The following is a 23,821-nucleotide window of genomic DNA, read 5'->3' as shown; positions in this document are numbered from 1 at the left end:
CAGGGTTTGAAGGTCGGGATCGTATCAGTCGGTGCCCCGATAAGGCTCGACATACTGCAAGGCCATATCCCACGGAAAGAAGATCCACGTGTCCTGGCTGACTTCGGTGATGAACGTATCCACCATCGGTCGGCCCTTGGGCTTTGCATATACAGTGGCGAAATGCGCCTGCGGATACATATCGCGAACCAATTCGAGCGTCTTGCCGCTGTCAACCAGATCATCGATGATCAGAATGCCGGTGCCATCGCCCATCAGACCGGCATCCGGTGCCTTGAGAATTTCCGCCTCGCCCTGTGCCTGATGGTGATATGACCGCACGCTGATGGTATCGACGGTTCGGATGTCCAGTTCACGACTGACAATCATGGCGGGTGCCATTCCACCGCGTGTGATGGCAACGACGGCGCGCCAGGACCCTTCGTCCGGACCTTGCCCATCCAGCCGCCAAGCCAGCGCGCGCGAGTCGCGATGAATTTGATCCCAGCTGATGTGAAATCCTTTTTCGTGGGGCAGGCGGTCCTTGGCGCTCATGGTTCTTTATCCTTTTTCCACATCCGGCGCGTCGACGGCTTTCATACCAACGATGTGATAGCCCGAGTCCACATGCAGGTTCTCGCCCGTGACACCGCTGCTGAGATCAGAGAGCAGATACAACGCCGACTTGCCCACATCGTCCGTGGTCACGTTGCGGCGCAGCGGTGAATTGTATTCATTCCACTTCATGATGTAGCGGAAGTCGCCGATACCACTGGCGGCAAGCGTTTTGATCGGCCCGGCCGAGATCGAGTTTACGCGAATGCCGTCTTTGCCAAGATCCTCGGCCAGATATTTGACGGACGCTTCCAAAGCGGCCTTGGCAACACCCATGACATTATAATGGGGCATGACCTGCTCGGCACCGTAGTAGGTCAGGGTAATCGCGCTGCCGCCTTCGCCCATCATCTTCTCGGCACGCTGCATCACGGCAGTGAAGGAATAAACCGACACATCCATCGTGAGGTTGAAGTTCGCCCGGCTGGTATCGACGTAGCGACCGCGCAATTCGTTCTTGTCGGAAAAACCGATGGCATGGACGACGAAATCCAACGTGCCCCATTTTTGCTCCAGCGCCGTGAACAGGGCGTCAATCGAGGCCTCGTCGCCGACGTCACATGGCAGAACGATTTCGCTTCCCAATTGTTCGGCAAGAGGGTCAACACGTTTCTTTAAAGCGTCACCCTGATAAGAGAACGCAAGCTCTGCCCCGGCATCGGACAAGGCCCGGGCGATTCCCCATGCGATTGATTTGTCATTGGCCAGTCCCATGATGAGGCCGCGTTTTCCGGCCATCAACTGATTTGACATGTTTGGTTCTCCGCCTGTCTTCGCGATGTGTTCGGTTGGTTTATGCCATTGATTGCCTTGCATCAAGGCCATGCGCTCTTGCCCGCAGCGGGTTCTCGCCTTAGTGTCACAGGCAACAGTTTCCAGGGGATGGAAATGAGCGAGCGTAGTGGCATTTTTGCTGGTGCCGATCCGTTTGAAATCGCGGGTCGGTGGCTGGAAGAAGCTGAAAAAGCGGAACCTAATGATCCGAATGCGATTGCGTTGGCAACCGTCGATTCCGATGGCATGCCCAACGTCCGCATGGTTCTGCTGAAAGATATCGAGCCCACAGCGTTTGTCTTTTACACCAACTATCACAGTGCGAAGGCCACAGAACTGGATAGCGCCGGAAATGCTGCATTTGTAATGCATTGGAAATCATTGCGGCGTCAGGTGCGCGTTCGTGGTACAATCACACGCGAGGATGGGCCGCAGGCGGATGCTTACTTTGCGTCTCGTTCGCTCAAAAGCAGGTTGGGGGCTTGGGCCTCTCACCAGTCGCAGCCGTTGGACAGCCGGGCCTCGTTGATGGCCGAGGTTGCCAAAGTAACGGCGAAGCTCGGGCCAAATCCACCTCGCCCTGAATTTTGGGGCGGCTATCGACTGACGCCGGTCGAGATTGAATTTTGGGCCGATGGTGCGTTCCGGCTACACGACAGATTCCGCTGGACCAGGAGTTCACCGGAGTCTGAATGGCAAGTGCAGAGGTTAAATCCATGACTCTCACGTATCGTGAAATGCAACAGCCCAGAAACAAAGAACTTTTTCGGCTTGAATTTGCGGGCCGTTTCAATCAACAACAGACCCCTGACGACTTGCGCTCTATCGTGATGGGAAAACAGTGCCAGAAGATCTGAACAGCATGTATCGCGTCCGTGGACACGTAAAATGGTTCGACCCCGCAAAGGGGTACGGATTTGTTGTGTCCGACGAAGGCGGCCCGGATATTCTTCTGCACGTCAATGTTCTGCGTAATTTCGGCCAAAGTTCGGTCGCTGATGGCGCGGGAATCGAGATCATGACTCACCGCACGGACCGGGGCGTTCAGGCGGTCGAGGTTGTCAGTGTCGATCCGCCCGAACGTGCAGATACGATGATGCTGGCCGATTTCGCCGAGCTTGATCCCGGCGTGATCGCGCAGGCACCGCTCGAGGCCGCGCGGGTAAAATGGTTCGACAAGGGCAAGGGATTCGGGTTTGCCAACGTGTTTGGCAGCAGCGAGGATGTTTTTTTACACATCGAAGTCCTGCGCCGGTCCGGATTGGCCGATCTTCAACCGGGCGAAGCCTTGGCGATGCGGGTCATCGATGGCAAGAGGGGCCGGATGGCGGCTCAGGTCTTGGCTTGGGAGGCAGCCCTGAACGGCTGATCCCACGCAATGGCGAGAGTTTTCCCGGCGGTTGCAGTCATTCTGGTGTTGCTGGGTACTGCCGCGGGGGCAGAGTGTCGCGCAGACCGGGTCGAGTTGCGAAATGACTCCGCCCAGATTCGGTTTGACATCGAAGTGGCCAGAACCCCGCAGGAACGATCACGCGGTTTGATGTTTCGCGAGCAGCTGCCAACGCGGGCCGGGATGCTTTTTGTTTTTGATCCACCGCAACGTGTCGCGTTCTGGATGAAAAATACGCTAATCCCCTTGGACATGATTTTCACTGATCGGACAGGCACGGTAACCCATGTCCACGAAGGCGCGATTCCCGGTGATCTGACGCCGATCGATGGCGGCGATTCGGTCTATACCGTACTGGAAATCAATGCCGGTCTCGCCGCGCGCTATGGTATCCGGCCTGGAACGCATTTACGGCACGAAGTTTTTTCGCAAGGGCCTGCAATTTGGCCCTGTTAGGGCTTTTCAAATCAGATCGGCATCGTTAGGAAGGCGCACGGTCCGGGGCGTGGCGCAGTCTGGTAGCGCACCTGTTTTGGGTACAGGGGGTCGTAGGTTCGAATCCTGCCGCCCCGACCACTTTCAACCTATATCGGCGTTCCGCCAAATCTCGCATAGAGGCGGCTAAAGTCCTGATCCAGCGTGTCACTTTGAACCGGGATCTTTAAAGTGCCGCCGCCTTGCTGAGGGACCAGAAAATACAGGTCCGCATCCACACGATAACCGCGTTGATTCCTCGTCGATTTCAGCCGTGTCACTATCTTCGGAAGGCTCTGAGGATATCCGTCATAGGATAGAATCAGGAACGCCGTTGCTTCGGGCGAAAGATGTTCACGGCATTCAAAACTATCCCGTCCGATGTTTACAAGGTCCTCACCGGGCCCTTTGCAATCCGTTTGGAACGAGTTGAACATCTGTTTGGGGAAATCCGTGAACTGAGCGCTGCGCGAACCGGGAAGGTCATCCTGTGATGTACAGGACACGATCAGAGCCAAGACGGGAATAAAACATAACAGGCGCATACTGATACCGGTTCTTTGATCAAAAAACATCACTGTCTTCAACTATGGCACGCGACCGGAACCCGGGGCGATGATTCTCTGAATTATTCGTTAATTCCATTCTGCATGATCATCTTCCGCTAACTTTTGCGGGTGAAACAAAAAAACGAATTGCCTGGAATGACCCAAGCGGGTCAGGCGCCCATCCGTTGACGGTTCAGGAATCGCTCAACGGCGGTTTCCCGCCGATTTTCAAGGATTGGTCAACAAAAAAGATTCCAAAAAACTGAGAAAAAGGCCGTTGACCAACTATGCCAAGATACGTCAGATTGTATAGGCCGAGAGACGCGCCACTACATCTGGTAGAAATGACCGGAAAACGCGCCGGGCAAGGGACGGACAACAAACCATTAAGACGTGCAACCGGATTGTCGGTTTTGCGCTGTTAAGGGCAGCGGCGGGTTCCCTGTGTTCGAACTCGGGTGGGTAAAGCGGGCGGCACCCCGCACCTCAAGATTTTGTGCCTGAGACTAGAATTTGGACAGATTGAAGCTGGGGCAGCGGACATGAAAATTGAAAGAAAATTCACCAAATCGGGGCAGGATGCTTATGCGGAGCTGGACTTCGTGTCCGCAACTTCGGAAATCCGTAACCCCGATGGCACGATTGTTTTTCGTCTTGACGAGATCGAGGTTCCAGCGAAATGGAGCCAGGTGGCCAGCGATGTCATCGCGCAGAAGTATTTCCGCAAGGCCGGTGTCCCGTCAAAGCTGAAGAAGGTCAAAGAAAAAGACGTTCCAGAATTCCTGTGGCGCTCGGTTCCGGCGGAAGGCGCTGAATTCGACGGTGAGACGTCGTCGAAGCAGGTTTTTGATCGTCTGGCAGGTGCCTGGGCGTACTGGGGCTGGAAAGGCGGCTATTTCTCGACCGAGGAAGACGCACGCGCTTACTTTGACGAGATGCGCTATATGCTGGCCACTCAGCGCGCTGCGCCGAACTCGCCGCAATGGTTCAACACGGGTCTCCACTGGGCTTACGGGATCGACGGCCCGGCGCAGGGGCATCACTATGTTGACTATAAGACTGGCAAGCTGACCAAATCGAAATCCGCTTATGAACATCCGCAACCACATGCGTGCTTCATCCAGTCCGTCGACGATGATCTGGTGAACGAAGGCGGCATCATGGATCTGTGGGTGCGCGAGGCGCGCCTGTTTAAGTACGGCTCGGGCACCGGCACCAACTTCAGCCATCTGCGTGCCGAAGGTGAGGCGCTGTCGGGTGGCGGCAAATCCTCCGGCCTCATGGGCTTTCTCAAGATCGGCGACCGCGCCGCTGGCGCGATCAAATCAGGCGGGACAACCCGTCGAGCAGCAAAGATGGTGATTGTCGATGCCGATCACCCCGATATCGAGCAGTTCATCGAATGGAAGGTGCTGGAAGAGCAGAAGGTGGCCTCGATCGTCGCCGGATCGAAGATGCACGAAAAGATGCTGAACGGCATTTTCGAGGCCATCCGGTCATGGGACGGCACGGCGGATGACGCCTATGACCCCAACAAAAACGACCGCCTGAAAAAAGCGGTACGTGAGGCGAAAAAGGTCGCGATCCCCGAGACTTACATCAAGCGCGTGCTGGATTACGCCAGGCAGGGCCATGACAGCATCGAATTCCCGACCTATGACACGGACTGGGATTCGGAAGCCTATAGCTCGGTTTCGGGGCAAAACTCGAACAACTCGATCCGCGTGACGAACGCTTTCCTGACGGCTGTTGAGAAAGACGCCGATTGGGAACTGATCAACCGCACCGATGGCAAGGTCGCCAAGACCGTCAAGGCACGGGAATTGTGGGAAAAAGTCGGCCATGCCGCGTGGGCCTGTGCTGATCCGGGCATTCAGTTCCATGACACGGTAAACGAATGGCACACATGCCCCGAAGATGGTGAGATTCGCGGCTCGAACCCGTGTTCGGAGTACATGTTCCTCGATGACACGGCCTGTAACCTTGCCTCGATGAACCTGCTGACCTTCCTCAAGGACGGTGAGTTCCAGGCGGCGGATTACATGCACGCCTCGCGCCTGTGGACCCTGACGCTGGAAATCTCGGTGACTATGGCGCAATTCCCGTCGAAGGAAATCGCGCAGCTTTCCTATGACTTCCGCACCTTGGGTCTGGGTTACGCCAATATCGGCGGTCTGTTGATGAACATGGGTTACAGCTATGACTCGGACGAGGGGCGTTCGATCTGTGGCGCGCTGACTGCGATCATGACCGGTGTGGCTTATGCAACTTCGGCTGAAATCGCCGGTGAACTGGGTGCCTTCAAAGGCTATGAGCGCAACGCAGACCACATGCTGCGCGTTATGCGTAATCACCGCCGGGCCGCACAGGGTGTGACCGAAGAGTATGAGAAGCTGGCGGTGAAGCCGGTGCCGCTGGACCACGGCAACTGCCCGGACAAACGGTTGGTCGATCTGGCCATGTCGGCTTGGGACGAAGCGCTGAGCCTCGGCGAGAAAAACGGCTACCGCAATGCGCAGGCCACGGTTATTGCACCAACCGGCACCATCGGTCTGGTGATGGATTGCGACACCACCGGGATTGAACCAGACTTTGCGCTGGTGAAGTTCAAAAAGCTGGCCGGTGGCGGTTACTTCAAGATCATCAACCGGTCAGTGCCGTCTGCGCTGGAAAAGCTGGGTTATTCTTCGTCTCAAATTGAAGAGATCGTCAGCTACGCAGTTGGTCACGGCACCATAGGCAACGCGCCGGGGATCAACCACACCTCGCTGGCCGGTCATGGCTTTGGCACAAATGAGCTGGCCAAGGTGGATGCTGCGCTGGAAAGCGCGTTCGATATCCGGTTTGTCTTCAATCAGTGGACGCTGGGCGAAGATTTCTGCACCGGCGTGCTGGGTATCCCGGCGACCAAGCTGAATGATCCCACCTTCGACCTGCTGCGCCATCTAGGCTTCACCAAAGCTGATATCGACGCGGCCAACGATCACGTTTGCGGAACAATGACGCTGGAAGGCGCACCGCATCTGAAGGAAGAGCACTATTCGATCTTCGACTGCGCCAACCCGTGCGGCAAGAAAGGCAAGCGTTTCCTGGGGGTTGATAGCCACATCACTATGATGGCGGCGGCGCAGAGCTTCATCTCGGGCGCGATCTCAAAAACGATCAACATGCCGAACGACGCGACCATCGAGGATTGCCAGAAGGCCTATGAACTCAGCTGGTCGCTGGGTGTGAAGGCCAATGCGCTCTATCGTGACGGCTCGAAACTGTCTCAGCCTCTGGCCGCGGCGCTGGTCGAGGATGACGACGAAGCGGCGGAAGTGCTGGAAAGCGGTTCGGCGCAGGAAAAAGCGGTCGTTCTGGCCGAAAAGGTGATCGAAAAGGTTGTGGTCAAGGAAATGATCCGCAGCCATCGCGAGAAACTGCCGCATCGCCGCAAGGGCTATACCCAAAAGGCAATCGTGGGCGGCCACAAGGTTTACCTGCGGACCGGCGAGTTCGAAGACGGCAAGCTGGGTGAGATCTTCATCGACATGCACAAGGAAGGCGCTGGCTTCCGGGCGATGATGAACAACTTTGCCATCGCGGTGTCGGTCGGCCTGCAATACGGCGTGCCGCTGGAAGAGTTCGTGGATGCCTTTACCTTCACCAAGTTCGAACCGGCGGGGATGGTGCAGGGCAACGACTCGATCAAGAATGCGACGTCAATCCTGGATTACATCTTCCGCGAATTGGCCGTGTCCTATCTGGACCGCACCGATCTGGCCCATGTGAAGCCCGAAGGGGCGACCTTTGACGATCTGGGCCGGGGTGAGGAAGACGGATTGCCCAATGTGTCCGAAATCAGCGAAAGCGCGGCGACTAAGTCGTTGGAAGTGCTGAAACAAATCAGCTCGACCGGGTATCTCCGCAAGCGCCTGCCGCAGGACCTGATGGTGCTGAATGGTGGTCAGGCCGAAACGACGGGGATGGCAGAGACAGCGGCTGTGTTCCAATCGCCAGCGATTGAAGCCGCCACTGCGACCAGCATGGACGCGCGCACCAAGGCCAAGATGCAGGGATATGAGGGCGACCCTTGCGGCGAATGCGGAAACTACACGCTGGTGCGCAACGGCACCTGCATGAAGTGCAACACCTGCGGGGCCACAAGCGGGTGTAGCTAGAATTAGCGCCCCGACAACCCGGGGTGCAGGGACCGTGATTTCCCCCCGGATCTCCGGTCCCGCCGAACACAGGGTCAAGGCGCTGAGACTTACCAAAGATGCCTTGGTCCACCCGGTCGACATGCCCGTGTTGGCCGAAAACAGGGTGGGGCGGAATATTAGCTCCCTCCCACTCTTTCAGGGGGCGGGTGCGCTCGTCCCATGCGCAGTCCAGGCCGCAGGCAAAAAAACACCGGGCGGTCAACGAAATGAGCCTGGAAGGCGAAACTGACAGGGGGCTTCGGCCCCCTTTCTTTTTCTTGGATCCGAGTCGCCGTTTCCGGCAAGGCTTTGCCGGATTTGCCTGTACCCTTCGGGAAAGAACCGCCGACGCAGCATTTTCCTGTTTCAGCCAGCGGTTGATTGCAGATGCGACTCGGACAAACACGCGGAGAATGGCGCGAATTCTTGTTTGCGGCCGGGGCAGGGTGACTCGGCAAGCTGACTGCGTGTTTCTGTGCGGTGTCCGGACATAAACACAGAAATCCACTCAGGAGGCACACTCATGAAACCGCAATATCTTGCCGTCATTTCCGCAATCGCCTTTGGTCTGCCCGCACTGGCACTGGCTCAGTCCAGTGCAGATACAAATGGCGATGGCGTTCTGACCATCGAAGAAGTTCAGGCCGTGATGCCCGAAGTCGATACAGACGGCTTTTCGGCTATGGATGCAAACGGTGACGGTGCATTGGATGCCGATGAAATCGCCGTAGCACAGGAGGCGGGTCTGCTGCCGCCCAGCAACGGCTAACTGCCACAAGTCAGGCGGCCCGTTAGATAACGGGCCGCTTTTTCAACATGTTACGCAGGTAAGTGAATGTGGAACTTGCTCCGGATCTCTGAGTCCAATAGGGGATCAAATTTGGCAGCGGGCCGAGAAGACAGGATCTCTTCTTTTCGGGCTGCGGCCTTGCTCAACAAATCCGGCTTGCCAAGTTCCGCCCATTCCTTCGGAGAGGTGCGATCCCCGAATGTGGGATAGACATAGTCGGCCTGCATCCGGCTGAGGGTGGCATCGGTTCCCAGATAGTGACCCGGACCGCCCATGCAGACCTCGGCGATCTGATCCAGCGCCAGCGTCTCATCCGTGACTTCGATGCCTCTGACGCATCGCTGTGCCTGTCCGATCAGGTCATCCGCCAGGATCAGGCTTTCAAAGCAGAAGCCGAGCAGTGAGGCGTGCATTCCCGCCGCCTCATAGACCATGTTGACCCCGGACAAGCCGGCCATGACGTTAGAACACATCTGCTCCCACCCGGCCTGCATGTCGGGCAGCTTGGAGTCGGACGCGCCTGCCGCGGCCCCGCCCGGCAGGTTGTAGAAGTGGTGCATCTGCGCGCAGCCTGCGGTCAGCAATGCTTGCTCGCCCGAGCCGATCGACATGGCACCTGTCCGCAGGTCCAACCCGAAAGGCCAAGTGCCAAAAATCGCAGGGGCACCAAGGCTTACGGCGTTTACATAAACCAATCCGGCAAGACATTCGGCGGTCGCCTGCGTGATGGCACCGGCGATTGTCGAAGGCGCAGTTGCCCCGGCCATTCCGGCCGACAGCAGCAGAACCGGCATACCGCCTTTGATGCAAAGTTCCATCACTTCGCAGCTTTCGGTGGCGAATTTCATCGGCGGGACGACGAAACAGTTCGAGTTCGACACAAACGGACGTTCGCGGTACTTATCCTCGCCACCGGCAATCATGTGGAGCATTTCCAGCGCGGGCGGGACATGGCTGGGTTCGGTAAATGAGGTGCCGATATGTTTGAAGGTGCCAGAACAGGCCGCGTAGATCGTATTCAAGTCCATCTCTAGGTTGTCAGCGATGTCGCGGCAGACCATCGGACGCTGAACAAAGTGAATATTATCAAGCTCTTGGCAAATGCGCGCGGCATCATGCAGATCTTGCACCGTCGAATCGCGATAAGCGTTGCCCTCGATATCAACCATGCTGACGGCGGCACCAGCGGTGCCATAGTGAACCCGCGTTCCCGAAAGTTCGAGGTCGGTTTTGCCATCGCGGCTGTAGAGGGTAACCGAGCGATTGGCATTGGCCAGCGTATCCTCGACCAACGCGCGCGGGAAACGGATGCGCCCGTCATCGCCCAGCGTGCAGCCCGCACCAACCAAATAGTCGATGCCGCTTTGCGGTGCGTCTGCAAGGCCGATGGTTTCCAGCGCGGTAAGCGCAGCCTGATGTATCTGTTCGACCTGAACGTCGGTCAGAACTTTAAGAACACCACCCTCCATTCCGGGGCGGACGGGGCGTAGATGCTCGGGCAGGGCCGAGGCGCGTGCGGCACGGCGGGCCGAGCGCCCTCCGCTGCGAGATGGGGTGCGGGTTTGTTCATTCATGAGTGTTTGTCCGGTTCAGGGGAATCGTTGTTGATTGCGCATCAAAATCACGCGCAGGCCGGACGACCACGCGCGGCACGGCCCCGATCAGCGCCGATAGTCAGACTGATCAGTTGGATCTTCCAGACTTCGTTTTGCATCGGTTCCCTCGTTAACCTTGATTAAACCTTCCAAACCTCGGTGGCAAATTCTGTTCTGTTTGCGACGTGGTCACGACATAATTTTATCGGATTTTTCGGGTTATCTGCTGACAAAGACACAACACAGCGTGAGGAAATGTTTTTTCCCGTATTGATAGAAATCTGTTAAGATAGACATAGTTATGTAAAGGCAGGTTGTTCAAATTTCTGGCTGTCGGGCATGTCGGCGCGTTGCTTTGGCTGCAGTGTTCGATCCGGCGTCAGCTGTTCGGAGGTCCGCGTGAGACCAACAAAGGCGATACTGGCTGCTTTGATGCTGACTGGCGCTGTCCCGGCATTTGCCGAGGATTGGACAGGGCCCTATGCGGGATTCAGTTTCGGTTACGCCGACGCTGACGGGTCCGACGGTGTTGGCGGCAGCGATTCTGCCTTTGGCCCTCATATCGGGTATGACTACGATTTCGGCAGTTTCGTACTGGGCGGCGAGTTGGAGTACAACTGGCTCAACCTGGATTTAGGTCAAGGCGAAGGCAGCCTGGATGGCGTATCCCGCCTGAAGCTTCGTGGGGGTTACGATTTCGGCCCGGCCTTGGGCTATGTTGTGGTCGGCACGGCGCGCGCGGACACGTCGGGCGACAGCGACACGGCGGCTGTTTACGGAATTGGCGTGGCTTACCCGCTGACCGATAATTTCGTGATCAGCGGTGAGGCACTGCGCCAGGACTTTGACGTCCCGGCGCGATCAAGCGGGTCAGTCGAGACCAACGTTTTCAATCTGCGCACAACTTTCAGATTTTGATCGTCACGCGGCCCCTTTGTTTGCGGCCAATTGAGCCGCAAAATCACATACGGTTTGCAGGGCAGTGGCAAACCGGTCATCATCAATGGTCATGGCCACGCGAATATGTCCGGCGGCCGCGCCTCCAAAGCTTTCGCCGGGCATGACAGCAATTGCATGTGTATCCAACAGGGCGTTGGCAAAGGCTTCGCCGCTTAGTCCCGTGGCACGAATGTCCAGCATCAGGTACATCGCGCCCTGGGCCGGGATCAGACCAACAGTTTGCTGAGCGCTCAGAACCTGCATCGCCAATTCGCGCCGACGGCGGAACGGGGCTGCAATCTTTTCTTCCAATTCCCGCCCGGCATTCAGGGCGAAACTGGCGGCGTCCTGAATGAACCCGGGCACACCGTAAGTGGTATGCGTTGCAAGATTGATCAGGTGTTCGATCGCCTCGGTCGGGCCCACAATCCAACCACAGCGCGATCCGGTCATCGCGTGGGATTTGGACATCGAACCAACGACCAGCGTGCGCTCGGCCATGCCCGGAATGGCGCGCGGGGACAGATGGCTGCCCTCCCAAACCTGAGTATCGTACACCTCATCCGAGATGAGCCATAAGTCACGACGCTGACAGACACCCGATATCGCGTGCAGTGTCTGCGCAGAGTAGACGACACCGGTTGGATTGTTTGGTGTGTTGATCAACAGGGATACCGCACCGTCCGACACGGCTTCGATCTCGTCGGCACGCGGCTGAAAGGCGTCCTCGGCACGGGTTTCAACCGCGCGTGCGATGGCCCCCGCACCGCGAATGGTACCGGGGTAGGTGGCGTAATAGGGATCAAGGTACAGCCCGACGTCGCCGGGATCACACGCAGCGACATGGGCGGCAAACAATGCCGACTGACCACCCGGAGTGATCAGAACATTGTCGCGGGTTGTCTTTACGCCGGTTCTGACTTGTAACCGTGCCGCCACTGTATCGCGCAACAGATCAGTTCCTGGCACCATGGCGTAACCGGTATGCCCGCCACGCGCCGACGCGTCCATTGCGCCAAGGATTTCGGGATCGGTAGGAATGTCGTGTTCGCCGATGGTCAGTTCAGTGATCGCGTGACCTTCGGCCACCATTCGACGCGCTCGGTAAAAAACGTCCCAACCGTCCGGCCCACCGCCGGTCAAATGTGTGATGCGATGCGACAGTTTCATGGCGCGCCTCCGTTCAGTGTCTTGGGCGAAATGGGACAGAGCGGCGAAGGATTGTCAATCAGGTTCGTGGCGGTAGCTGAGCCTGGGCTTTCTTGGTGAGCGACGACCGTACAAGATCGTAAGACGCGATAAGGCGATGCCGCATTTCGTCGGGGTCCACATCCCAGGGCAGCCGAATCCAACTGCGGTGAAAATAGGGGGCCTTGGTCCCAACACCCGCATCTATCAACATTTGCGCGGTTTCGATATCCGGTGTTTTGACGGATACGCCATCGCCGACCGAGCCGATGCAGGCGAACATCTTACCGCCTACTTTCCACGCGTCATGCCCGCCGCCCCAAGGGTCGGACAGGTCCGCGCCCGGCAGTTCGGCGCAAATGGCGTTGACGATTTCGCGGCTCATGCCCGGAAGGATGCAGCCTGTTGCGTTTGAACTCAAGGCTTGGCTCGACGCGCATCTCGTGCTATCTGGTCCCCCATGAACCCGATGACCTGCATCATTATCTGCTGCATTACCTGCTGATTTATCAAGCGGGCCGGTTTCTTTCGTTTTCATCCCTGAGACAAGTTGCTAAGCCCGCGCCAACGCGAGACGTATACGCTGTTTTAGGAGCTTAGCCTGATGACCACGATCAAACTGCACAACACACGGACGCGGACGAAGGAAGACTTCGTGCCGATCGACCCCGAGAACGTGCGGATGTATGTCTGTGGCCCGACGGTTTATGACCGTGCTCATCTTGGCAATGCGCGCCCGGTGGTCGTCTTTGACGTCCTGTTCCGGCTGCTGCGGCATGTCTATGGTCCGGATCACGTCACCTATGCACGGAATTTCACCGACGTGGATGACAAGATCAACGCGACCGCATTGTCTCGGAAGCAAGCCGGGGCAAAAGGAACGCTCGAGCAATTGGTCGCGGAGCGTTCCGACGAAACAATCGGTTGGTACCTTCACGACATGGGCGCGTTGGGCGCATTGGAGCCCAATGAAATGCCGCGGGCGACGCAATACATCGCGCAGATGATCACGATGATCGAAGACTTGATCAAAAAGGGACATGCATATGCCGTCGAAGGTCACGTTCTATTTGCCGTCGATACGTGGAAAGCGGACTATGGCAAGCTTTCGGGCCGATCTGTCGATGACATGATCGCTGGCGCGCGGGTCGAGGTTGCGCCCTACAAGAAAAACCCGATGGATTTCGTGCTGTGGAAGCCTTCGACCGATGAATTGCCGGGGTGGGACAGCCCTTGGGGACGTGGTCGGCCGGGATGGCACATCGAATGCTCGGCGATGAGCTATGAGTTGCTTGGCGATAGCTTTGATATCCACGGTGGTGGCAACGATCTGATGTTCCCGCACCACGAGAACGAGATCGCGCAAAGCTGCTGCGCGCATCCCGAGGGCGACTTTGCAAGGGTCTGGCTGCACAACGAAATGCTGCAGGTCGAGGGCAAAAAGATGTCCAAATCTCTGGGCAATTTCTTCACCGTGCATGACCTTCTGGAAAAGGGCGTTCCGGGTGAAGTGATCCGTTTTGTGTTCTTGCAGACGCACTATCGCAAGCCGATGGACTGGACCGAGAAAAAGGCACGTGATGCTGAGGCAACGCTGCGAAAGTGGCGGGCGCTGACAGCGGGGGGCGAGCCCGCCGCCAACGCGGCACCCGCCGTTATCGATGCGCTGGCAGATGACATGAACACGGCAGGTGCCATCACAGAGCTGCACCGTCTGGCTGCGGACGGCGATGCCGCGGGATTGCTGGCAAGCGCTCAGGTTTTGGGTTTGCTGTCAGATGAGCTGGGGGCCTGGGCTGAAGTCGAGACAGCCGACTTTTCTTCGTACGAAGAAAGGCTGGCCTCGGCGCGGGCTGCTGCGATGGTCAGCAAGGACTTTTCGGAAGTTGACCGGTTGAAGTCGGTGTTTCTGGCGGCGGGCCTCGAAGTGCGGATGAGCAAGGACTCGGTCGAATTGGTCGCCGGAACCGACTTTGATCCAGCAAAGCTGGAGAGCATCTGAACAGAGCAAATGCACCCAACGCAACTGTCTAGCCAAAGAGCCAGAACATGACAAAAGAGCGCCTATACCTTTACGATACGACGCTGCGGGACGGGCAGCAAACTCAGGGTGTCCAGTTTTCAACCGCTGAGAAAGTGCAGATCACACAGGCTCTGGACGCTTTGGGTATTGATCATATCGAAGGCGGTTGGCCCGGCGCGAACCCCACCGACAGCGCGTTTTTCGAGACGGCGCCAAAGACGTCGGCTTGTTTGACCGCGTTCGGCATGACCAAGCGCTCGGGGCGATCCGCCGACAACGACGATGTCCTGGCGGCAGTCATGAATGCAGGCACGCAAGCGGTATGCCTGGTGGGCAAATCGCACGACTATCACGTTGTGCACGCGTTGGGCATTGATCTGGACGAGAACGTTGAAAATGTCCGGGCCTCAATCGCGCATATTGTCGGGCAGGGGCGCGAGGCCCTGTTTGATGCCGAGCATTTCTTTGACGGATACAAGGACAATCCGGAATATGCGCTGCGCGTTTGCCGGGCGGCTTTCGACGCCGGTGCCAGGTGGGTTGTTCTGTGTGACACCAACGGTGGCGCACTTCCTGCCGAGGTTGGGCGAATTGTGTCCGAAGTAATTGATGCCGGAATTCCCGGCGACAGGCTGGGAATTCACACGCACAATGACACGGAAAACGCAGTTGCCTGTTCCCTGGCCGCCGTCGATGCGGGTGCGCGGCAAATTCAGGGTACGTTGAATGGTTTGGGCGAACGCTGTGGCAACGCGAACCTGACGGCGTTGATCCCCACGTTGCTTTTGAAAGAACCCTACGCGTCGAAATATCAGATCGGCGTCAGCCCGGATGCTTTGGCCGGGTTGACCCGTATCAGCCGGATGCTCGACGATATTCTGAACCGGGTCCCCAGTAAGCAGTCAGCCTATGTCGGCGCGTCCGCTTTTGCGCATAAAGCCGGGTTGCACGCCAGCGCCATCCTTAAGGACCCTTCGACTTACGAGCATGTGGACCCGGCCAGCGTCGGCAATGCGCGGATCATACCGATGTCGAACCAGGCCGGTCAGTCGAACCTGAGAAAACGTCTGACCGAGGCCGGCTTGACCGTCGCAGCAGGTGATCCCGCGCTTGGGCGGATCCTCGAACGGATCAAGGCGCGCGAGGCAGAGGGATACTCCTACGACACCGCGCAGGCCAGTTTTGAGCTGTTGGCGCGGGATGAACTTGCGCAGATGCCCGAGTTTTTCGAAGTCAAACGGTACAAAGTCACCGTGGAACGCCGCAAGAACAAGTACAACAAGATGGTCAGCCTGTCCGAGGCGGTTGTTGTGGTGAAAGTTGACGGCGAAAAGAAACTGTCGGTCAGCGAGTCGATGGATGACAGTGGCAGCGACCGCGGTCCGGTAAACGCGTTGGCAAGGGCGTTGGCCAAGGATCTGGGGCGGTATTCCCCGATTTTGGACGACATGCATCTGGTGGATTTCAAGGTGCGAATAACGCAGGGCGGAACCGAGGCGGTGACTCGCGTCATAATCGACAGCGAAGACGGGCAAGGACGGCGCTGGTCCACCGTAGGCGTCAGTGCAAACATAGTCGACGCCTCGTTCGAGGCTTTGTTGGAAGCGATACAATGGAAGCTGGTGCGCGACTGTGATCCACAGTCAGCGGCGGCTGAATAGCAATCGTGAAGTTTGACGACGACGTCAAAGCCTGTGCCGCCCTTGTGCATCGCGCCGATCCCGACAGGTTCATGGCGGCGATGGCGGCACCGGTCTCGGCGCGGGCGGTTCTGTTTCCGATTTATGCGCTGAATGCCGAAGTGGCGCGCGCTCCTTGGGTAACCCAAGAGCCAATGATCGCTGAAATGCGGTTGCAATGGTGGCGCGATGCAGTGAGCGAGATCGCAACAGGTCCGACCGTGCGCCGTCACGAAGTTGTCACGCCTTTGTCTCGGGTTTTATCTCCCAGCCTTGCTGAAACGCTGGATGAATATATCGCCGTAAGGCGTTGGGATATATACCGTGATCCGTTTGAGAACCGGGATCACTTTGAGTCCTATATCAACCAAAGCACCGGGACACTGATGGCGGTTTCAGCACTCGCCTTGGGAACTGCAGATGAGACGGTCGTACGAGATTTTGCATATGCCGTCGGCATTGCGAACTGGTTGCGTGCGATTCCGGATCTTGAGGCGCGCGGTCGCATTCCGTTGCTGGACGGCACGCCAAACGGTGTTCGGTCGTTGGCGCAAAAGGCGTTGGACCGGCTGAATGCGGCACGCGCTGCCCGGGGCAAGGTGTCAGACGCAGCGCGACCAGCGCTTTATTCCGGGTGGCAAGCCGAATGGGTTCTGAAACGCGTTTTGGCCAATCCGCTTCACGTTGCAGCCGGAGCTTTGAGGCAGGGTGAGCTGCGTCGCAGGCTGTCGCTTATGCGCGTGGCAGCGACAGGTCGATGGTAGACCGGTCAGGCCGTCCGCGCATCCGAAGGCTTGAGAACCAGCCACAGCAACGCCCCGCCTGCAAGGGTCAGCAGTGGGATCATGGCGAGGTTGACCGCAGTCCACCCTTCCACCGGTGATCCGCCCGAGCAGTTCATCAATCCACCCGAAGCAAGCGAAGCCACGGTGACCCCGCCGAATACCAGCAAGTCGTTCAGGCCCTGCATGCGTCCGCGCTCATGCGGGTCGTGCGAGGCGGCGAGCATGCTGGTGGCACCGATGAATCCGAAATTCCAGCCGACCCCAAGCAGGATCAGGGCGAGAAAGAAATTGCCCAGCTCGACGCCCTGCAGTGCAACAACCCCGGCGGCAGCCAGGATCGCGAGCCCGATGGCCACGATTCTTTCGACACCAAACCGGGCAATCAGATGGCCGGTGAAAAAACTTGGAACATACATCGCCAGCACATGGCTTGTAACAACGTCTGCCGCGTCATTTGCGGTATAGCCGCAACCCACAACGGCAAGCGGCGTCGAGGTCATGACGAGGTTCATCAGCGCGTACGATACCATGGCACAGATGATTGCGACGGCGATGCGCGGCGTTTTGAGCAATTCCAGCCGCGTACGGCCTTTCGGGGCATCTGCCGTCGGGCGATCCGGCGTCGGAATATCCAGCAAGAAAAACAACGCCGCGCCAAAAATGTTCAGCGCGATGACGGCAATATACGTACCCAAAAAGGGAATGACATAGGCCGTGGACGTGAGCTTGACGATCTGCGGTCCAATTACTGCTGCTGCAAGGCCGCCAGCCATCACGTAGGAAATTGCCTTGGGGCGAAAATCATCCGATGCGGTATCGGCGGCTGCAAAACGGTAGAACCCGTGCGCGCTCATGTAGATCCCGGTCAGCAGACTTCCCAAAAGGAACACCGGGAACGATCCCAGAAAGAGGCCGTAAGCACCAACGATACCGCCACATGCGCCTGCGGTTGCCCCAACCAAAAAACCGGCACGGCGTCCCCAGCGTTGCATTATGGCAGACACCGGCGTTGCGGCCAGCATGGACCCCAGCACAATCAGCGAGATGGGAAGCGTTGCCAGGCAGGCGTTGGTTGCCAAAGACTGCCCTGCCAACCCACCGACGATAAAAATCATCGGCATCTGCGCACCCAGAATGGCCTGCGCGGCGACCAATACGGCAACATTGCGTTTGGCTTGGCTGTTGTCTGCAGTGGTCGTCGACATTGTCATGGGCTCATGCCTATCCCCGAAAAGCCAGTGGTACAAGCGGGTTGCATCTGCGGTAAAGCAACCTAACGTGAGCGCGACTCGAAGAACCGGAGCGCGCATGTCTGTCGGACGCATCATCGAAACTCCTGACTGTGTCGCTGAGGGCGCTGATTGGTTGGCCAAATCCTGCCCCCGTATGGCCTATGCGATCGAACAGACGGGACCTTTGCCGCTGCGGCGCAAGCCGGATGGGTTTGCAGAGCTGTTAAGCGCAATCGTAAGCCAGCAGGTCAGCGTCGCCTCGGCAAGTGCGATTTGGAAACGGCTGAAGGCGGCAAAACTGACCGGGCCGCGCAAGATCATCTGGGCCTCGGATGACGATCTGCGCGCTGTTGGCCTAAGCCGCCAAAAGATCAGATATGCCCGTGCACTGGCCGAATCACGCATAAATTATAAGGCGCTGCGGGACGCTCCGAACGAACAGGTCATTGCGACCCTCACCGAAGTGCCCGGTATCGGTGATTGGACGGCCGAGATTTATGCGATGTTTTCGTTGGGCCGTGCCGACGTTATTGCACCCGGTGATCTGGCCCTGCAAGAAGCTGCACGCATTCTATACGAACTGCCCAAAAGACCGACACCAAAGGAACTGCGCCAGATGGCCGAGGCGTGGTCGCCCTGGCGCTCGGTTGCGGCGCGGGTCTTGTTTGCCTACTACCGGGTCGCGAAAGACAGAGAAGGGATCAGATGACACGAGTTTTGAACGCGCTCCGGAAAGAGCCGGTTTCAGGCGACACACGCTCGGTCGTAGTGTTCGTGCACGGTTATGGTGCCAATGGCGCCGATCTGCTGGGGTTGGCCGATCCGCTGGGTGAGCATCTGCCGGATACCCTGTTTGTCGCGCCCGACGCGCCAGAGCAGATCCCCGGTATGCCAAACGGGTTTCAGTGGTTCCCGATCCCTTGGATCGACGGCTCGTCTGAAGAAGAGGCGCGGCGAGGCATGGAAATGGCCGTTGAGGATTTCAATGCCTTCCTTGATGCATTGATGGTGGATGAGGACGTCCTGCCCGAACAAGTTGTTTTGTTTGGCTTTTCACAAGGCACAATGATGAGCCTGCACGTTGCCCCGCGTCGCGAGGATCCGGTGGCCGGGGTCGTCGCATTCTCGGGCCGGTTGCTGGAGCCCGATCTGTTGCCGGACGAGGTTGTCAGCCGGATGCCGGTCCTGCTCGTCCACGGGGACGCCGATGATGTGGTGCCGCCGCAGTCACTGCCCGAAGCGGCAGAGGCGCTGCAGAATGCCGGTTTCAAAGAGGTCTACGCCCATGTGATGAAAGGCACCGGCCACGGCATTGCGCCGGATGGTCTGAGCGTGGCCTTGGCCTTCATGCGCGACAAGCTGAGCCTCTAAGATGATCGTCGTCCGTCCAATGATGAGAGAGGATGTGCCAGAGGCCTGCGCCATCCTCAATCAGATCATTGAGATCGGCGGCACGACGGCATTCGAAATTCCCTTTTCTGAGACGTTGTTTATTCAAAGCTATCTTGAAGGGACCGATAAGGTCAGTTGCCATGTTGCGGTGGATAGCGATGGTCAGGTTGCAGGGTTCCAATGGCTGGGCACCTACGAAAATCTGCCGGAGGATTGCGCCGACATCGCAACCTTCACGCGCCGGGTGCGCGTTTTGAAAGGGGCTGGTCGGGCCTTGTTTCACGAAACGGAAAAGATGGCCCGTGCGATGGGGTTCAAAAGCGTCAACGCGACCATACGGGCCGATAACGCACAAGGTCTAAGCTATTATGACAAGATGGGCTTTCGTGATTTTTCAGTAGATTACGGCATACCGCTGCGGGACGGGACGCCCGTAAACCGGATATCCAAGCGATTGGACCTGAGTTAGTCCCAAAGATGCCCTTCGCTGAATTCCACAGAGTTACCAGAAGGATCGCGGACATAGAGTGAGCGCGCACCGTTTGGCCAGTCGAATTCGGCATCGACCGGGATGTTCCAGTCCAGCAGGTGTTTTCGCATCGCGTCGATCTCGGGCCGGGTCAGAACCAGACAGACATGGCCCGGACCACGCGCGCCGTGCGGCGGGACCGGCAAATCAGGGTTCGACGGTGGTTCTTCGGTCTTATCTGCATTGAAAATCAGCAGTATCGATGCGCCAACTCGGTAGAAGACGTGACGCTCTGCAACCCGCTGAATCCTCACGAGGCCCAGAAGGTCGCCGTAAAACCGCTCAGCCGCGTCAAGATCGTCAACATACAGCGCAGCTTCGAGTATGGCGGATGGGGCGGGTATGTCTGGCGTCACTTTCATGATGCCAGTCTATCAGGTCGGGCCATACCCTGTCATCGTCGTGGGCGCCGGTCTCGCTTGCGCGTGGGTGCAGGGCTGAGTGCTGGCATCGGCAGGCTTTCCCACCGACCGGGATCCAGCCCGGCAAGTGACCAATCTCCGATCCGGGCGCGGATCAGGCGCAAAGTGGGATGCCCCACAGCAGCAGTCATACGGCGCACCTGACGATTGCGGCCCTCGCGCAACGAAAGCTCGATCCAACTGTCCGGCACTGTCTGCCTCACCCGGATCGGAGGGGTGCGCGGCCAGAGGTCTAGCGGTTCGTCAATGCGGCGCGCTTTGGCAGGACGTGTCAGGCCGTCCTTGAGTTCTACGCCTTCCCGAAGCGCCTTCAGTGCCGCCGCATCCGGTATGCCTTCGACCTGAACCCAATAGGTCTTGGTCATCTTGTGCTTGGGGTCCGAGATGTGGGCCTGCAGGCGGCCATTGTCTGTCAACAACATCAATCCTTCACTGTCCCGGTCCAGGCGACCTGCGGGATACACGCCGGGCAGATCAATGAAGTCCGACAGGGTGTGGCGCGGCGAGTCGGCATTGTCGCGATCGGTGAACTGCGGCAGCACATCGAAGGGTTTATTGAAGCGGATGAACCAGGACATGATCCCCGCCATAGCCCTCTGGCAACACTGTTGCAACCTGTGGATAACTGTCATGCACCTGTTACGGATTCGGCATAAGCAATCACCGAGATATTGTGGAAACTCAGGGCTTGTCAGAGTTTTAACACGATATATAGTCATGATAAGGCCGGGGCGGGTGTTCCCCGCTCTGATGTCAAAAACGGGCAGAGCAGAGCGAGGAGCGATTCTGAGATGGATGGAGACTTCAGGACCGAATTTGTCAGGGAAACAGGTGCGCTCAAGCATCATCCGGCTTTGGTTTTGAACGCCGATTACCGCCCCTTGTCCTACTATCCGTTGTCCCTGTGGCCGTGGCAGGAAGCGATCAAAGCGGCCTGGCTGGACAGGGTGGACATTGTGGCCGAATACGACGAAGTCGTCCGAAGCCCGAGTACCGAGATACGAATACCCTCGGTCGTTGTTCTGAAAGACTATGTCAAACCCAGAAAGCGCGTGGCCTTCACGCGCTTTAATTTATTTCTGAGGGACGAATTCAAATGTCAGTATTGCGGCAGCCGCGATAACCTGACCTTTGACCATGTGGTGCCACGCGCTGCGGGCGGTGTGACCAGCTGGCAGAACGTGGTTGCGGCTTGCAGTCCTTGCAACTTGCGCAAGGGTTCCAAATCGTTGCGTCAAGCGGGTATGTCATTGAACAAACCACCCCGCCAACCGGATGCCGAGGCCTTGCGAAACATCGGACGCAAATTTCCACCAAACCATTTGCACGAAAGCTGGATTGATTTTCTGTATTGGGACGCCGAACTGGACGCCTAATTGCGTTCAGCTCGCCCGCCAGGCAGCCAACCAAATTAAAACTAGGCCCGCTGATACCAACGCATTCCAGCCCGCCATGGACAGCCCAAACAACTCCCACGGAATTTCATCGCACCTTACCAACGGTGCCGACATGATCTGATCGAAAAGATCTTGCTGTGACAAACCGCCGATGTCGCCCGATGTACAGGTTGACGGACCTTCCCAATAGCCACGTTCGACGCCCGCATGAAACACGCCGATCCCGGCGGTGATCGCTGCGGTCAGTGCGCCCAAAAGCGGCAGAACGCGGATGCCGGGCAGGATGATGGCGACAACACCCAGAACTGCGGCAATTCCGTGCGGGTAACGCTGCCAGATACACATCTTGCAGGGTGCGAGCCCGCCAAGGTGTTGAAACGCAAACGCCGCCAGCAGCATCGCGGCTGACCCGCCGGCAGCAAAGACGATCAAGAGATTTCGCTTCGTCATAAGTAACGCACCGCAAGGAACCCGCCGAACAACAAAATGATGAACAGCGTGAACATCAAGCCCAGCCGCTTTTCAATAAAGTCCCGGATTGGTTCCCCGAACTTCCAAAGCAAGCCAGCGACAAGAAAAAAGCGCAGCGCTCTGGCAAGAATCGAGGTTGCAATAAACGTTCCCAACGGCATTCCGGTCCACCCGGACATGATGGTGATAACCTTGTAGGGAAAGGGTGTTACACCTGCTGCAAGCACAGCCCAGAAACCAAAATCGTTGAAACGATGGTTGAACTCTTCCATCGCGTCCGCTTTGCCCATGGACTCGAGAATGGGTTGGCCAATGCTCTCGTAAAAGAACGCGCCGATTGCATAGCCCAGCAATCCGCCCAGCACCGAGGCAACCAGGGCAACCGTTGCGATCAGCCAGGCGCGGGACGGACGCGCAAGGATCATCGGAATCATCAAAACGTCCGGCGGTATCGGAAAGAACGAGCTTTCGATAAAGGCCACGACCGCAAGCGCCCAAAGCGCATGAGGATGTTCGGCCAGACGAATGGTCCAGTCATAAAGCGATCGCAACATTGGATGCAGTCTTCCAAATCAAAGGTGCCGCAAGCCAAACCACGCACCCGTCTTACCGTCAACCGCCGCAGAATAAACAATCTGGGATATGGTTGTTTTTTGCCTCTGGACCTTCCCGATCATGAGCGCTAATCCAGTGTTCGTGGCCCAAGTGGCGGAATGGTAGACGCAGGGGATTCAAAATCCCCCGCCTTCACGGGCGTGAGAGTTCGAGTCTCTCCTTGGGCACCACACCTTTCGACGACAATACATTTGCCGTTTAGAATCATGTATCTGTGGTTCTTCGATCACCTTTGGCGTTCATCTGATCGTTTCCAGACTCACAACGCGTCAAGGTAACTGGCGTACCCGTCAAAAAGCGATTGAAGCTCGGCATCGGTATCTGGAAATTCTTCGAAACCACGGGGCAGCCCAAGAGTCACCCAAGGCATCTTGTATTTCGTCATCAGTTCAACAAACGGCGCGAATGAAGATGCATTGTCCAAGATTGACGTACGTACGTTCACACGCGGAGAAGCGTCTCCGACCCGGGAATATATGAAATTCATACATGATTTACAGAAATAGTGATTGCGCCCCGGTGATCGCAGGCCACCCTGAACCAATTCTCCGGAACAGATGAAACTGTCCTTGGGAAACATCGTTGTCAGCGAATAGGCGCTGGCGCTGAATTTCTGGCAGGCACGGCAATGGCATGCCAGCGTCAGAAGTGGCAGTGCAGTCACTCGAACCTTTACCGATCCACACAAGCAAGAGCCCGCGTAAGGAGGATTTGGGAATGCCATCAGGCTAATCCTTTCCAATAGGTTTGCATTTCGGGGATAGATGCCAGCCGTTGATCGGGCGGACCAAACGGCGGGT

At 57.5% G+C, this 23,821-nt stretch carries 25 protein-coding genes and 2 tRNA genes; 15 read left to right on the top strand and 12 right to left on the bottom strand.

Features of this window, described 5'->3' with window-relative positions; all coding sequences use genetic code 11:
* Window positions 1-24 precede the first annotated feature (24 nt).
* Both gpt and fabI read right to left on the bottom strand, forming a co-directional pair.
* On the bottom strand, window positions 25-534 hold the full coding sequence (gene gpt / locus RA28_RS16315) for a xanthine phosphoribosyltransferase (protein ID WP_039530871.1): 510 nt from the start codon (window positions 532-534) through the stop codon (window positions 25-27).
* 6 nt (window positions 535-540) lie between these two features.
* Complete coding sequence (fabI, locus tag RA28_RS16310) at window positions 541-1,347, bottom strand: enoyl-ACP reductase FabI (protein WP_039531752.1); 807 nt, start codon at window positions 1,345-1,347, stop codon at window positions 541-543.
* 135 nt (window positions 1,348-1,482) lie between these two features.
* Between fabI and pdxH the strand changes: the two genes are divergently transcribed.
* The 4 genes from pdxH (at window position 1,483) to RA28_RS16290 (ending at window position 3,334) form a co-directional block, all read left to right on the top strand.
* Entirely contained in the window at window positions 1,483-2,088 is a 606-nt protein-coding gene (gene pdxH / locus RA28_RS16305; protein WP_039531750.1) for a pyridoxamine 5'-phosphate oxidase, read from the top strand.
* A 121-nt stretch (window positions 2,089-2,209) separates the two neighbouring features.
* A complete protein-coding gene (locus RA28_RS16300) occupies window positions 2,210-2,737 on the top strand; it encodes a cold-shock protein (protein WP_039530869.1) in 528 nt (175 codons plus the stop codon).
* Between the two features lie 9 nt (window positions 2,738-2,746).
* On the top strand, window positions 2,747-3,214 hold the full coding sequence (locus RA28_RS16295; RefSeq protein ID WP_039530866.1) for a DUF192 domain-containing protein: 468 nt from the start codon (window positions 2,747-2,749) through the stop codon (window positions 3,212-3,214).
* A 43-nt stretch (window positions 3,215-3,257) separates the two neighbouring features.
* Window positions 3,258-3,334, top strand: a tRNA-Pro gene (locus tag RA28_RS16290).
* A gap of 8 nt (window positions 3,335-3,342) precedes the next feature.
* Here RA28_RS16290 and RA28_RS16285 read toward each other — a convergent pair.
* Window positions 3,343-3,777: a hypothetical protein gene (locus tag RA28_RS16285; protein ID WP_039531748.1), complete on the bottom strand. Its 435-nt coding sequence runs from the start codon at window positions 3,775-3,777 to the stop codon at window positions 3,343-3,345.
* Window positions 3,778-4,322: 545 nt separating this feature from the next.
* Here RA28_RS16285 and RA28_RS16280 point away from each other — a divergent pair.
* A complete protein-coding gene (locus tag RA28_RS16280) occupies window positions 4,323-7,943 on the top strand; it encodes a vitamin B12-dependent ribonucleotide reductase (RefSeq protein ID WP_039530862.1) in 3,621 nt (1,206 codons plus the stop codon).
* Between the two features lie 544 nt (window positions 7,944-8,487).
* Complete coding sequence (locus RA28_RS16275; RefSeq protein WP_039530858.1) at window positions 8,488-8,733, top strand: hypothetical protein; 246 nt, start codon at window positions 8,488-8,490, stop codon at window positions 8,731-8,733.
* A 50-nt stretch (window positions 8,734-8,783) separates the two neighbouring features.
* Here RA28_RS16275 and RA28_RS16270 read toward each other — a convergent pair whose 3' ends face one another.
* Window positions 8,784-10,328 carry a trimethylamine methyltransferase family protein gene (locus RA28_RS16270; RefSeq protein ID WP_039530855.1) on the bottom strand — a complete coding sequence of 515 codons (1,545 nt, stop codon included), beginning with the start codon at window positions 10,326-10,328 and terminating at the stop codon, window positions 8,784-8,786.
* Between the two features lie 420 nt (window positions 10,329-10,748).
* On the opposite strand from RA28_RS16270, the gene RA28_RS16265 reads away from it, so the two are divergent.
* Entirely contained in the window at window positions 10,749-11,267 is a 519-nt protein-coding gene (locus RA28_RS16265) for an outer membrane protein (protein ID WP_039531747.1), read from the top strand.
* A gap of 3 nt (window positions 11,268-11,270) precedes the next feature.
* On the opposite strand, the gene RA28_RS16260 is transcribed toward RA28_RS16265, so the two are convergent.
* Both RA28_RS16260 and RA28_RS16255 read right to left on the bottom strand, forming a co-directional pair.
* Window positions 11,271-12,458, bottom strand: a complete 1,188-nt coding sequence (locus RA28_RS16260) for a pyridoxal phosphate-dependent aminotransferase (RefSeq protein ID WP_039530853.1) — start codon at window positions 12,456-12,458, stop codon at window positions 11,271-11,273.
* A 58-nt stretch (window positions 12,459-12,516) separates the two neighbouring features.
* Entirely contained in the window at window positions 12,517-12,861 is a 345-nt protein-coding gene (locus tag RA28_RS16255; protein ID WP_039530850.1) for an MmcQ/YjbR family DNA-binding protein, read from the bottom strand.
* Between the two features lie 219 nt (window positions 12,862-13,080).
* Between RA28_RS16255 and cysS the strand changes: the two genes are divergently transcribed.
* Genes cysS through RA28_RS16240 form a run of 3 tightly spaced genes read left to right on the top strand, consistent with a single transcriptional unit; the run spans window position 13,081 to window position 16,942 of the window.
* Window positions 13,081-14,478: a cysteine--tRNA ligase gene (gene cysS / locus RA28_RS16250; protein ID WP_039530847.1), complete on the top strand. Its 1,398-nt coding sequence runs from the start codon at window positions 13,081-13,083 to the stop codon at window positions 14,476-14,478.
* Window positions 14,479-14,525: 47 nt separating this feature from the next.
* Complete coding sequence (gene cimA, locus RA28_RS16245; RefSeq protein ID WP_039530844.1) at window positions 14,526-16,160, top strand: citramalate synthase; 1,635 nt, start codon at window positions 14,526-14,528, stop codon at window positions 16,158-16,160.
* A 5-nt stretch (window positions 16,161-16,165) separates the two neighbouring features.
* Window positions 16,166-16,942 carry a squalene/phytoene synthase family protein gene (locus RA28_RS16240; RefSeq protein WP_039530842.1) on the top strand — a complete coding sequence of 259 codons (777 nt, stop codon included), beginning with the start codon at window positions 16,166-16,168 and terminating at the stop codon, window positions 16,940-16,942.
* A gap of 5 nt (window positions 16,943-16,947) precedes the next feature.
* On the opposite strand, the gene RA28_RS16235 is transcribed toward RA28_RS16240, so the two are convergent.
* Window positions 16,948-18,174, bottom strand: a complete 1,227-nt coding sequence (locus tag RA28_RS16235; RefSeq protein ID WP_039530839.1) for an MFS transporter — start codon at window positions 18,172-18,174, stop codon at window positions 16,948-16,950.
* 97 nt (window positions 18,175-18,271) lie between these two features.
* On the opposite strand from RA28_RS16235, the gene RA28_RS16230 reads away from it, so the two are divergent.
* From RA28_RS16230 to RA28_RS16220, 3 genes are read left to right on the top strand one after another with little or no spacing between them, the layout of a single operon-like run.
* On the top strand, window positions 18,272-18,904 hold the full coding sequence (locus tag RA28_RS16230) for a DNA-3-methyladenine glycosylase family protein (protein ID WP_039530836.1): 633 nt from the start codon (window positions 18,272-18,274) through the stop codon (window positions 18,902-18,904).
* Window positions 18,901-19,566: an alpha/beta hydrolase gene (locus tag RA28_RS16225; RefSeq protein WP_039530832.1), complete on the top strand. Its 666-nt coding sequence runs from the start codon at window positions 18,901-18,903 to the stop codon at window positions 19,564-19,566. Before RA28_RS16230 ends, RA28_RS16225 begins: the two co-directional genes overlap by 4 nt.
* 1 nt (window position 19,567) lies before the next feature.
* Window positions 19,568-20,056: a GNAT family N-acetyltransferase gene (locus tag RA28_RS16220; protein WP_039530829.1), complete on the top strand. Its 489-nt coding sequence runs from the start codon at window positions 19,568-19,570 to the stop codon at window positions 20,054-20,056.
* On the opposite strand, the gene RA28_RS16215 is transcribed toward RA28_RS16220, so the two are convergent.
* Window positions 20,053-20,478, bottom strand: a complete 426-nt coding sequence (locus tag RA28_RS16215) for a VOC family protein (RefSeq protein ID WP_039530826.1) — start codon at window positions 20,476-20,478, stop codon at window positions 20,053-20,055. The two genes, RA28_RS16220 and RA28_RS16215, sit on opposite strands and share 4 nt — an antisense overlap.
* A 32-nt stretch (window positions 20,479-20,510) precedes the next feature.
* Window positions 20,511-21,116, bottom strand: coding sequence for a pseudouridine synthase (locus tag RA28_RS16210; RefSeq protein WP_039531745.1), 606 nt, complete (start codon window positions 21,114-21,116; stop codon window positions 20,511-20,513).
* A 213-nt stretch (window positions 21,117-21,329) separates the two neighbouring features.
* On the opposite strand from RA28_RS16210, the gene RA28_RS16205 reads away from it, so the two are divergent.
* Entirely contained in the window at window positions 21,330-21,914 is a 585-nt protein-coding gene (locus RA28_RS16205; protein WP_039530824.1) for an HNH endonuclease, read from the top strand.
* A 6-nt stretch (window positions 21,915-21,920) separates the two neighbouring features.
* Here RA28_RS16205 and RA28_RS16200 read toward each other — a convergent pair whose 3' ends face one another.
* Window positions 21,921-22,385, bottom strand: coding sequence for a disulfide bond formation protein B (locus tag RA28_RS16200; protein ID WP_039530821.1), 465 nt, complete (start codon window positions 22,383-22,385; stop codon window positions 21,921-21,923).
* Window positions 22,382-22,960, bottom strand: coding sequence for a YqaA family protein (locus tag RA28_RS16195; protein WP_039530820.1), 579 nt, complete (start codon window positions 22,958-22,960; stop codon window positions 22,382-22,384). The genes RA28_RS16200 and RA28_RS16195 overlap by 4 nt, the downstream gene beginning before the upstream one ends.
* Before the next feature lie 145 nt (window positions 22,961-23,105).
* Between RA28_RS16195 and RA28_RS16190 the strand changes: the two genes are divergently transcribed.
* Window positions 23,106-23,191, top strand: a tRNA-Leu gene (locus RA28_RS16190).
* Window positions 23,192-23,280: 89 nt separating this feature from the next.
* Here RA28_RS16190 and RA28_RS16185 read toward each other — a convergent pair.
* Window positions 23,281-23,745 (bottom strand): GFA family protein, encoded by a 465-nt coding sequence (locus RA28_RS16185; RefSeq protein WP_039530817.1) that lies wholly within the window; start codon window positions 23,743-23,745, stop codon window positions 23,281-23,283.
* Between the last annotated feature and the right edge of the window lie 76 nt (window positions 23,746-23,821).

This window comes from Ruegeria sp. ANG-S4, assembly GCF_000814005.1.
Lineage (GTDB): Bacteria > Pseudomonadota > Alphaproteobacteria > Rhodobacterales > Rhodobacteraceae > Ruegeria.
This window is presented reverse-complemented; position numbering and strand designations above follow the sequence as displayed.